Annotated in this window: 17 protein-coding genes and 2 pseudogenes; 7 read left to right on the plus strand and 12 right to left on the minus strand. The window is 50.3% G+C overall.

The genetic code is table 11. The features are described 5' to 3' along the window. Nucleotides 1–72 precede the first annotated feature (72 nt). The 12 genes and pseudogenes from B4923_RS16315 to B4923_RS16365 form a co-directional block, all read right to left on the minus strand. Nucleotides 73–294 (minus strand): annotated as a pseudogene (locus B4923_RS16315) (class I SAM-dependent methyltransferase); the annotation flags it as partial. Beyond that, a complete protein-coding gene (locus B4923_RS16320) occupies nucleotides 291–770 on the minus strand; it encodes a hypothetical protein (protein ID WP_109055428.1) in 480 nt (159 codons plus the stop codon). The gene B4923_RS16320 and the pseudogene B4923_RS16315, both read right to left, overlap by 4 nt. Then, nucleotides 767–1042, minus strand: a complete 276-nt coding sequence (locus B4923_RS16325) for an ArsR/SmtB family transcription factor (RefSeq protein ID WP_109055429.1) — start codon at nucleotides 1040–1042, stop codon at nucleotides 767–769. The genes B4923_RS16320 and B4923_RS16325 overlap by 4 nt, the downstream gene beginning before the upstream one ends. A gap of 25 nt (nucleotides 1043–1067) precedes the next feature. Next, complete coding sequence (locus tag B4923_RS16330; RefSeq protein WP_170116073.1) at nucleotides 1068–1610, minus strand: replication protein P; 543 nt, start codon at nucleotides 1608–1610, stop codon at nucleotides 1068–1070. Further along, complete coding sequence (locus B4923_RS21355) at nucleotides 1498–2070, minus strand: DnaT-like ssDNA-binding domain-containing protein (RefSeq protein WP_425428644.1); 573 nt, start codon at nucleotides 2068–2070, stop codon at nucleotides 1498–1500. Before B4923_RS21355 ends, B4923_RS16330 begins: the two co-directional genes overlap by 113 nt. Before the next feature lie 21 nt (nucleotides 2071–2091). After that, a pseudogene (locus B4923_RS21360) lies at nucleotides 2092–2538 on the minus strand (DnaT-like ssDNA-binding domain-containing protein); the annotation flags it as partial. Then, entirely contained in the window at nucleotides 2538–2771 is a 234-nt protein-coding gene (locus tag B4923_RS16340) for a hypothetical protein (RefSeq protein WP_109055431.1), read from the minus strand. The gene B4923_RS16340 and the pseudogene B4923_RS21360, both read right to left, overlap by 1 nt. Beyond that, nucleotides 2771–3436: a hypothetical protein gene (locus B4923_RS16345; protein WP_109055432.1), complete on the minus strand. Its 666-nt coding sequence runs from the start codon at nucleotides 3434–3436 to the stop codon at nucleotides 2771–2773. The genes B4923_RS16340 and B4923_RS16345 overlap by 1 nt, the downstream gene beginning before the upstream one ends. Nucleotides 3437–3474: 38 nt before the next feature. Next, on the minus strand, nucleotides 3475–3714 hold the full coding sequence (locus B4923_RS16350; protein ID WP_109055433.1) for a hypothetical protein: 240 nt from the start codon (nucleotides 3712–3714) through the stop codon (nucleotides 3475–3477). Nucleotides 3715–3722: 8 nt separating this feature from the next. Continuing rightward, nucleotides 3723–4397, minus strand: coding sequence for a hypothetical protein (locus B4923_RS20935; protein ID WP_170116074.1), 675 nt, complete (start codon nucleotides 4395–4397; stop codon nucleotides 3723–3725). Nucleotides 4398–4433: 36 nt separating this feature from the next. Beyond that, nucleotides 4434–5000 carry a toxin YdaT family protein gene (locus B4923_RS16360; RefSeq protein WP_109055434.1) on the minus strand — a complete coding sequence of 189 codons (567 nt, stop codon included), beginning with the start codon at nucleotides 4998–5000 and terminating at the stop codon, nucleotides 4434–4436. Next, nucleotides 5001–5231 (minus strand): transcriptional regulator, encoded by a 231-nt coding sequence (locus tag B4923_RS16365; protein ID WP_109055435.1) that lies wholly within the window; start codon nucleotides 5229–5231, stop codon nucleotides 5001–5003. It abuts the gene before it with no gap. 102 nt (nucleotides 5232–5333) lie between these two features. Between B4923_RS16365 and B4923_RS16370 the strand changes: the two genes are divergently transcribed. The 7 genes from B4923_RS16370 to B4923_RS16390 all read left to right on the plus strand — a co-directional run. Beyond that, entirely contained in the window at nucleotides 5334–5726 is a 393-nt protein-coding gene (locus B4923_RS16370) for a helix-turn-helix domain-containing protein (RefSeq protein WP_109055436.1), read from the plus strand. Nucleotides 5727–5766: 40 nt separating this feature from the next. Next, nucleotides 5767–6306, plus strand: a complete 540-nt coding sequence (locus B4923_RS16375) for a hypothetical protein (RefSeq protein ID WP_109055437.1) — start codon at nucleotides 5767–5769, stop codon at nucleotides 6304–6306. Between the two features lie 160 nt (nucleotides 6307–6466). Next, a complete protein-coding gene (locus B4923_RS20940) occupies nucleotides 6467–6631 on the plus strand; it encodes a hypothetical protein (RefSeq protein WP_170116075.1) in 165 nt (54 codons plus the stop codon). Nucleotides 6632–7024: 393 nt separating this feature from the next. Then, on the plus strand, nucleotides 7025–7162 hold the full coding sequence (locus B4923_RS20945) for a hypothetical protein (RefSeq protein WP_170116076.1): 138 nt from the start codon (nucleotides 7025–7027) through the stop codon (nucleotides 7160–7162). A 124-nt stretch (nucleotides 7163–7286) separates the two neighbouring features. Beyond that, entirely contained in the window at nucleotides 7287–7475 is a 189-nt protein-coding gene (locus B4923_RS16380) for a DUF1482 family protein (protein WP_109055438.1), read from the plus strand. Nucleotides 7476–7585: 110 nt separating this feature from the next. Continuing rightward, a complete protein-coding gene (locus tag B4923_RS16385) occupies nucleotides 7586–7987 on the plus strand; it encodes a hypothetical protein (protein WP_342752556.1) in 402 nt (133 codons plus the stop codon). Between the two features lie 74 nt (nucleotides 7988–8061). Then, on the plus strand, nucleotides 8062–9942 hold a 1881-nt coding region (locus tag B4923_RS16390), incomplete at its 3' end, for a RecE family exodeoxyribonuclease (protein WP_342752557.1).

Below are 9942 nucleotides of genomic sequence, written 5' to 3' on the forward strand. Positions count from 1 at the left end.
TAAATATACAGTTTATTATTGGTCCGGATTTTTCTTATTGCAAATAAAAAGGCCCAAAAGGGCCAAGTAGTTAAGATGTGGCGGGTCGAATACGACAACAGGGAACGAGTTATCAGCAAACGGCAACGCTCGAAAATCAGCGATGATATCCGGGTTAATAACAAGGCTGCGACCGTCACACAGCGTGTGCTGTTCGTTGCGGATATCCATGAATACGGCGCGTTCGTCGTTTTTGTCATGCCAGAACATACGGCTGCCGCAACACATATCAAGAATTGGTATGGTGTCACTCATGCGTCACCGTCCTTGTACTCACGAATTTGTCGCTCAGCGTCAAGCAGTCCATCGAAAAACCCCTCGCAATATTCATCGCTGCGCCCAGTTCGATCACGAATGCAATCCATGTCTACACCATCTACTTCAAAAGGCTGATATACAGTTACTTTCGTCGGCACCAGCGCCCGCTCTGCTGCTAACTGCTGCTTGAGCGTATTCGCCGCCCTGTCATAAGCCGCAAGTCGATTCCGCAGTTCCAGAATCTCGCCATTCAGCCGCACACACTCGTTAACGACGCCGGCATGAACAGATTCACCTGGAGGAATTCCTAAGGCACAGCGAATGCTATTCAATTCAAGTGATATTCCCGACTCAGTCGCCAGTAACAGCTCGATGCGGTTGGCGACCAGGTTCAATAACACGCTTTCTTGACTGGTTACAGACAGTTCGCGGACGCGCTCAATCATCACAGCTGTAGACATTTCAGGTTTCATGCCCGCACCTCCGCCAGTAACTGATTGAATTTAGCCTGTAGGCGGTGAACACCAAATTCATGCTCAGGATTGTCCGTCAGGTAGTAACGGTATTGATTTCCATCACGATTAATTTTGATGACACCCTCGTTCTTGAGACGAAAAAGGGCATCGGCAGTGACGGTAATATGCATGTTTAACGCCCGTGATAGCTCCGCTTTAGTCAATCCATCTCGCCGACGCAGGTAGCGGGCGACACGTTGCTTTGGAGTCAACTTCGTTTTTTTGGTCATTGGTCAAATCTCGATTTTTTGTTTGTTAAATTAATCCAGCGTCCTTGCGGCGTTTGTACTCCGCATACGCCTGTTCCGCAGGTGTCGGCCCTGCCGGGTTTTTCGGCGCCGCGAGCTGTCGGCGAATCGGTGGGATACTCATCCCGTTACTCACGTTTTTTACCCACTTCGTAAGCAGTCGTTCCGCCAGTCGTTCCAACTCCCCCGCGGTCATTCGACGCTCAACACCAGCCCGGCGCATTTCGATGCAGATGTGATACAGCACTGGATGGCGCCACGGAAATTTGTCGCTGCTGGCGTGCCGGTAGCCCTCATTGCGCCAGCGCTTGTACTCGGACATCACGTCGTCAGTGCTCAGGCCGAACGGATTTGCGCCGCACTCAGTCACGAGCGACATAAACTCGGCCAGATCCGGCGGCCATGTATTTCCGGCTGCGCAGCGGGACAGGCAGCCGCTAACCACCTTCGAAATCTGAACCTCGGTCAGATGACCAATCGTCGCGCTCCAGGTCGATGACGGAGTTGCCCCGTTCTTGGCTATCCAGCGGTCGGTATAAATCTCGATCATCGCCTGCCAGAGTCTGGATAAAATCTTCTCCGTATCGCTGGGCTGTGGCTTCGCGGAATTTCTGCATTGCGCGAGATTCACCACTGACGACGGTGTTTGATTGCGGTTTTGCATTTAAACCTCCGTTTGGTTTTTTCATGGATTCCTGACGGCGCTCGTACACTACGCTGTCAGCGAATTTTTGTTCCCACTGGACGTGGTTGAGTACCCGTCCGTCCGCCTGCCAGAACGAGGTAAACCTCGCCAGGTCAGCGGCAGTGAATCCGGGATCTGGCCCATCAAGAATTCGGTTCCAGTAGGCGGCACGTTTTCGGAAGTCTGGCGATGGCACCCAGCCTGAGAACATCGTGAATTTGCCGGTCGGAATTTCAACACCGTCCAGATAGTCCGGTGGAACTGGTTCGGGTGGCGGTTGGTTTTCTGTCTGAACCACTTCGGCTAAATTTTCACCATCGTCCATAGAGAGATGGTTTTTATCTTTTATATCTTCTTCTAATTCTTCTTCTGGTAACGCTTTTTGAAACGCTGATGTAACGCTGTCAGCGTTACTATTTGCGTTACCGTTTGATGGTTTTTTGCGATGTTCTGTAACGCGCCTATTCGTAAGTGTCCGTTTTTTCGAAGATTTACCGTTATGGCGTTCAAAGTTGGGGAACATCAGTGTGTTGCCTTCAGCTTTTAGCCAACCAACCTGTAGCAGTGCGTCAGCGAACCCTGGCAAAAAAGTGATACGATCAATGGCGTTTTTTGTAACGCTCGTAGCGTTACTATTTGCGTTACCATCTATCGTTTGTTGGTCAGCCCATGACCAAAGACGGATCAGTTTTCCCAGCACTGAATCAGGGTCGATGCTCAATATTTCGGCCAGTTGATAAATCTCCGGCTTGTCAGGCGTAATGACCTCAACCTTGATCCATTCGTAAGCCATTAAGCCCCCTCAACCTCGATAAATTCGACGTCGCAACCGCATCCCGGCAGGTGGTATGTCAGAGCCGTTTCGTCGTCCCCGTCCTGCCAGTCTTTCGGGTGAGCCAGCCAGTCCGATTCTGGGTCTTCATCATCACCAAGAGACAAAAGGCCACATCCCGCATAGCCTGCGGCGTAGGTTTCACCTTCCGTCCAATATCCCGCCTCGTCCTTTATGCATTTCAGTATTGGCATCAGCTATTCCCCTCAATACGCTTGAAGCTGATTACCCAAATCCATGGGTTGGCTTGCCAGCTTCCAGCACCGTAAAGTGACTCCCATAAGTTTCGATACCAGAGGAACGGATCGTAATAACCACCATCAATGGCTCGTTCTGCTGGATACCCTTCTGCAATAATGCCATCGCGGGGGATGTGCTTAAGCTTCTCCACGCGTACATCTGTGATTTCTAGCGTGATTCTACTAGCCCGTCGAGGCATGTGGATTGATGGCTTCCAGCATGAACGGCCATCATCGAATCCGTCATCGTCACCCCAAGTAAATTCGCCATCTGCCGCGTAAATAACATGTCCAGAGTAATAGCCATTACCGAATGGCATTTCTCTGATCGGAGTAGCCGGGCGGGTGGGAATCCATTCCTGAATTCTCCCGGAGGCGTCCAGATCATGGCTGACAACACCCCATTTTTCCCTTACCCACAGACGGTCGCCAAGCTGGCCGAACGGGCAATTTGAGTAATTACCAGCGGATAACTCACCGGCTAGTTCATTGCCTGCCAACTCGCAGCCCATATTGATATCGTGGACCGGGAATTTAACTGGACGCCGCGTCTGCGTTTTATGTCCGGACAAAATCGCCCGCACCATATCGGCGTTAAAAATTATCCCGCGCTCTTTCATAGCTGGGTTCCCTCATAGTGTTTATTGGTCAAAACTCATTACCGCCTATTACGCGCTGGCGCGCCCTTATCCTTATTTGGCTTAAGGCTGTACTTTTCCGCCCATAAGCGCCCTTCACGCAGGCAGTCATCAATCATCCGGCCCTTACCGCTGGACTGGGAGACTCGGCGGTAATACTCCAGCGCCTTGTCTACCCCCCCCTGAGCCGCTCCTGGCGTGTAACCTTTTCCCAGCAAATCCTCCCGGACGTGCTTTGCGATAAATTCCAGGACATTCATGGCGCACCTCACTCAACCCACTCGCCGGCATTGAGAATCTGAATGAGTTTTTTAGTCTGGGCGGCCCGTGCTGCGGCCCCTGCTGCGGCCCATGCTGCGTCCCATGCTGCGGCCCATGCTGCGGCCCGTGCTGCGGCCCATGCTGCGGCCCGTGCTGCGGCCCGTGCTGCGGCCCATGCTGCGGCCCGTGCTGCGGCCCATGCTGCGTCCCATGCTGCGTCCCCTGCTGCGGCCCCTGCTGCGTCCCCTGCTGCGGCCCCTGCTGCGGCCCCTGCTGCGGCCCGTGCTGCGGCCAATTCTTCACCGGTCGCGAGGCCATCAGAGTGCCGCCAGGCGACGTCGAGAGCGGCGATACTGCGTTCATCGGTCATCAGATGCTGAACCTGCCGTGCGCACCAAACTGCATATTTTCGCCAGAGGTTTTTATATTCAGGTCGAAGGCGTAGCGCCCATATGGCATCCTGAATATATTCAGTAGTTATTACTGACGCGGCGGGGAATTGCTCATCATCAGCTAGAGATAAAATCTCTTCCGGCAGTTCGCCGGCATCGTCGATGTCGTCATCTTCAATCAGCTCGTCACGCAATTCTTCTGTGATTTTCCCTCGAGCACATAACACGCGCAGAAATCCATCTTTGCAGGCGCCAGCATCTAAAATTTCATTCAGTGAAACGGTAATCATTTGATATTTCCTTAATGGTTTTTGGTCAAAACTCGATTAAAAACACTGCCCCAACATAGAGGCCACGCCACTAAGGACTGGTCCCCAGCTATCCATCGGCATTAAACGCATCAGCGATTCAACGCCCTCTCGTACCTCCTTCTCTAAAACATGCATAGGCGAGCCAAGCAATGCGGCCTGTTTCGCCTCGGAACATTCGCGCGACGCGGCGGCCACCAGCTCCGCTTTTGTCTTGCCCTTCTTTAACCCGTACTGGCGAGCAATCTCGATCGGCATTACGTCGGCAATCACCGGCGCCAGTTGCTCTACATACCCCGCATAGCGTTTCGAGTTGAACGGGTTATCCAGCCAACGGAAAATGTTCTGTCTGTTATTCCGGGCAGAATCGCCCAACTGCAAGCCACGTCCGCCACGGCGGCGCCATTCGTCAACCACCAGCTGCGCGATGGTTTCCTGCGCCCTGCCCGGCAATGTTTTTTGCCATACCTCTACAGCCTCACGAACGGCAGCATGAGCAGCGACAATTCGACGAGAAGATTGATTTTTGGATTTCAATAATCTCGGATTGGCGTAGTTATCATCCTGATAAGAGATGGTTTGCATTTATGCCTCCTGTTCCTTGGGTAGGCCGTCGGTTGGGTTTGGGTAAAGGTCTGGGCGCAGTTCGTGGGGGGTTACGCCAGTGACTTGGTATATTGGAAGTACGTGGCTGGAAGGAATAACCCCATCGTAGCGATACCGCCAATGACTTATTGCCATGGATGAAATACCAAGCAGATCAGCAAGCTTTGTAGCGCTTCCTACTGCATGAATGGCTTTATCAAGTGCTTTCATAGTCTCTCCTGTTTCTATTCGAGAGACATTAAACAATAAGTTTAATAAAAGATCAACATTTTGAAAGTACGTGTATGTAAACATATAGTTTAAAATGGACTGATGAAAGATAACGCTCACCAAATAGAACACCCGCAAGTAAAGCGGTTAACAGAATTGATGGCCTTAAAGGGTATCTCGAAAGCGGAGATGGCCAGAATAGCTGGGGTCAGCCCGCAATCCGTCAATAACTGGTTCAATCGAGGGACAATAGGGAAAAGTTCAGCTTTAAAATTAGCTGACGCACTCGGCGTGTCCGTTGCCTGGCTGCTGGGTGAGGACGTGGAAGAGTCAACCGGGTTGAGTAGTGATGAAATGAAGATGCTGAACCTGTATCGCCAGCTACCAGAAGCAGAACGCGAACGGATGATCACCCTATTCCAGACTCGCTTGAAAGAAATCGATGAGTATGTGGAGAAGTACCTCAGGGGTAGGTATAAGCCCATTGAGGAATAACAACCGTAATTTTCCCAATAGGACATGCGAGGCCAAATAAGTGTTATCACTTGAAGAAATTGGTCAATCAGTCAGGAATAATCTACAGCTAATCATTGATTCATCAGGGTTAGATCTTGCCGTTGGCCCCATATCCGATCAGGATTACAGGATATTGTGTGGAGGATTTGGCGATCTGGACTGGAATTATGCCATCTGCACTCACGGCAATGATCCAGATAGATTTGAATTTTGTGTTAAACTTGTTACTGACCATATTGATTCGGTTCCCGCAGGAATAGCGCTCTGTGTTTTTGGGAGTAATGACAAAATCTTTCAAATTCATATGATAGAAAGTTTTGTTCGTGATGATGAAGATCATCCGCTGAAAGGAAGGATGGTTACTTTAACACTGATGGCAGCATATATATTCTGTATGGCTGTCGAGGCAACCGAAGTTTACATCGTCGAGCCAGATCAGGATTTAATCGACTACTACTCGACGTATGGATTCTCTATGCATGAATGCGGATATATCATGAAATCCGATGTTGCAGGGCTGGAAACCACCTTTAAAAAATTTTACGAATCCATACAGTGACAGCAGAAATAGTTGTGGACTCGCAGTACAGAAATGATAGGATTTGGTCAATAAAAATAGAAATACTGATTACGTAGACGGTTTCCATAAGCAGGAATCGTCTTTTTTACACTTCGCAGTACACAGGTCCTAGCTGGTAAGTCCCTTAAGGGGGGTATACATGAAAAAATCTAAGGAAATATTCAGAGTTGATACGGTTGGAGCGTTCGCAAGAATGGGCGCTGCTGTAGACGTCCTTTTAAAGGCTGCACCGAATGCTCTGGATCACAAGGCTACTACGGCTGAAAAGCAAGGTAGACGTCGGAAAAGACAAGAAGCCGCCTAACTAAATAGTCCCACAAAGCCCCCGCATCAGCGGGGGTTTTTATTTTACTCCTTCCCATCCCGCCCCGGCGGGATTTTTTTTGCCTGTAGATCCCTTCCCCGCTGACCCTTTTTAGATAACCCATCACTAACGTCAATAAACATTTTGTTTATTTTTATATATTCACAAAGTTGACAAACAAATAAACATTGTGTTTAATAGCCTCATTGAAACGCAGCAACGCCACCAGCCAGAACCCTACGAAGCAATACCCCGAGTTACTTCGTATCTGCACGGTGACCAAGTAGCCAGCCCGAGGCGTAAGAACATGACGGCAGTTGCTGGAATTGAAGTAAACGCGCAGCAGGTATCAACGTTCTGGCAGCCGGGAAGACGGCAGATGAGGGAAAGACGATGAAAGAAATGATGGTTATTGGCTATGACAGCCCACTGTTTAAAGAAGGTATTAATAACTTCATGTTTGTAAAACGCATTCAGGGATGGGAAATCCAGCTGGATGCAGACCATCAGCAAGTAATTTTCACCCGATGATCAATTATCAGCGGTTACGCAGAGCGCAGCAACTGGCCCACCGGGCTCAGGTTCAGCGCAATAGTAAAAAATGGGATGCGGCAAATCGCATCATGGCGCGGGCAATAGGAAGGGAAATTATCGGATGGAGACACTGTACGCATTAGTCATCACCATCTGCACGTTTGGCAGCCATTGCCAGGATGCAGTGTTAGAGATTTACGAATCTGAACGGGATTGCGAACAGGCCGCATATGAACAGCGTGTTCACGGAGAATGCTTCCCCGTAGAGGGGATTATCAAGGCCGACGACCAACGGCCAGCGGTTAAGTAATCGAGTTCTGACCAATTGCCATTGTTGGCTTGTTGCCGGCACCAGGGAAAAGCTACACGAACGGTGAAAGCCCGGGCCGGAGACGTAACCGGCAACTAAATTAGATAGCTGTGAAAATTGCTGTGTGTAGTCTTTTCGGCGGTGCGGGTTTATCCCTTTCCAATCCGCCGCTTTTTCACTACAGCGAAAACAATCGAGTTTTTGACCAACCAACAACCTGGAACGAAAAAATGAAAATCATCGAACTGAGTCTTGAAGTCGTCAATAAAACAGTCGCGTTGTTCAACTGCGAACGCGCCATTTCTGGCGTCATCCATACAGTCGAAGGCGGCAATACAACCGTCATCGTCGGCGGTGACTACGTTCTTGGCAAATTTGATTGCCCCGCATGTGCGATCGACCGAATTACCGATTTGGCTATCAACATCAAAGAGTTGGATAAAGCATTTGGCGCGAATTATCAGCAGTACAAAAAGTCCATTTCGGCCAGTTTGTTTCCAACCGTTCATTAAAGCACAAAGCCCGCGCAAGGCGGGCTAAGTACCCGGTTCGCCGACCAAAGCTTACCGGAATCGAGTTTTGACCAATGACCACTACCCTGAGGCGGCAACCATTAGCTGCCGGGGATTGTACAATCCAAAGGAGCTTAAACGCAATGATCGAATTTGCATACCTGATCAAGGCCAAGGCCAAAGCAGACGCAAAAAACCTGTTCTGCTGGTTCAGTGCTAAATCCGAATCCCGCGGCAACCGGGAAATCCTCAATATTCTGGAAGATGCAGAAATCGAAACCGGTCGCGGCGCCGACTATCAGTTGCCTATCCGTACCGACTTTCCTGTATTTGATGATCTACCAGAAGAAAGTGTCCTAGATGACACCTGGTGCGACCGTTACGAGCTTGCAGATGATGAACGTACGTGGCGAAAAATCCCCGAAGCTGAACTGAAATCAACCAACATTCAGGATGATCATACTGACGTTACCACGGCTCACCCGGCGATGACCGATGCCTCCGGAACAATCACTATCGACCAGGCGACCTTTACCCAGCGAGTTCTCGGCGCGTGGCTGTATGGATCATTCACGAAACTGTTCGCCGGCCAGCAGGGTGAAATTAGAGAATTGCAACATGATATGGATGCCATGTACCCGCAAAACCTGTTGCTGGCGCTGAATAACGCAAAAGACCTGCTGCAACTGCAACATTGCTTTCCTGAAACGCTGTTCGAACTGGTCCGCGATATCAAGTCTATCTGGCCGGCTGATGGAAAAACGCCTGATGTCGGCCACCTGCTGTCATTTGCAAAAGAATGGATTAACGCACACAACAACGAAAGCGTCGGCACGCCGTGCCGCGATGACATTACCGCGAAGTGGTTTGCAAAACAGAACATGAAGCGCACGGATGCAGACACGAACGCCGGCGGCAGCAATAAAACCGATCGCTCACCAGAATATGAGCATACCCTCGATACGCTGGATAAAGAGATCGCAATGGCTACATTGCCGATGGATTTCGATATCTACAATATTCCTGGGCCAATCTATCGTCGCGCAAAGGAAGTTATCGCAAACAGGGAAGAGCCGTTTAAAACGTGGAGCCAGAAACTGCGCAATATGCCCGGCATCCTGGATTTTTCGCGCGCGGCAATATTTGCTCTGATCCGCGGTGTAAATCCTGACATTACTCAAATGCCGGCCTCACTCCAGAGATACATCAACGCCAACCTGACGGAATCGGATCATGCGGACCCGTCTCCGGAGACGTTGGCGCTGGCCCGGCATCTTCCGGCAAAAAATACAAATCCGATCACCACCTATGAATCCAGTAATGACGCGGTTATCCCGCCGGAAAATACGGGATCGGTCACCACCGAAAACCAGCAGCCGGAAATGAAAAACCTTGGCGGTGGAATGTTCTCTATTGATGGACTGGCGGACGATGCTCAACAAACCGCCTCAAACGAGGGAGAAAAACCGGAAAATCATTCTGCGGAGGCTGGCAATGTGCAGGTGGAAACGAATGACGGTCTGCAAGTCGAAGCTGTTACTTCGGTATCGACAAATGAAAACGCGGATGCGGATATGCAGGAAACCGGAACGGAAACCATAGCGGAAGCATTTTCCAAGGCTGTAGCCGAACACCCAAATTTAAGCGCACTGGTTCATGGCAGAGAACCACAAACGGAACAACAAAATATTCCTGAAAATATTCCTCGGGAATCTGAGGTGCTGATACCGGATCCTGGAAAACACTCATGGCCGGAATATTTTGAGCCTGGACGCTATGAAGGCATTCCGAACGAGATTTATCACGCAGCAAACGGCATCAGCAGCACGCAGGTGAAGGACGCCCGGATCTCGCTGATGTATTTCCACGGACGCCATATTTCCAAAACTATTAGCAGGGACAGCAGCGAGGCGCTGGTGTTCGGAAGCCTGGTGCACGCGCTGGCGCTGGAACCG

The organism is Brenneria roseae subsp. americana (assembly GCF_003115815.1).
Classification (GTDB): Bacteria; Pseudomonadota; Gammaproteobacteria; order Enterobacterales; family Enterobacteriaceae; genus Brenneria; species Brenneria roseae.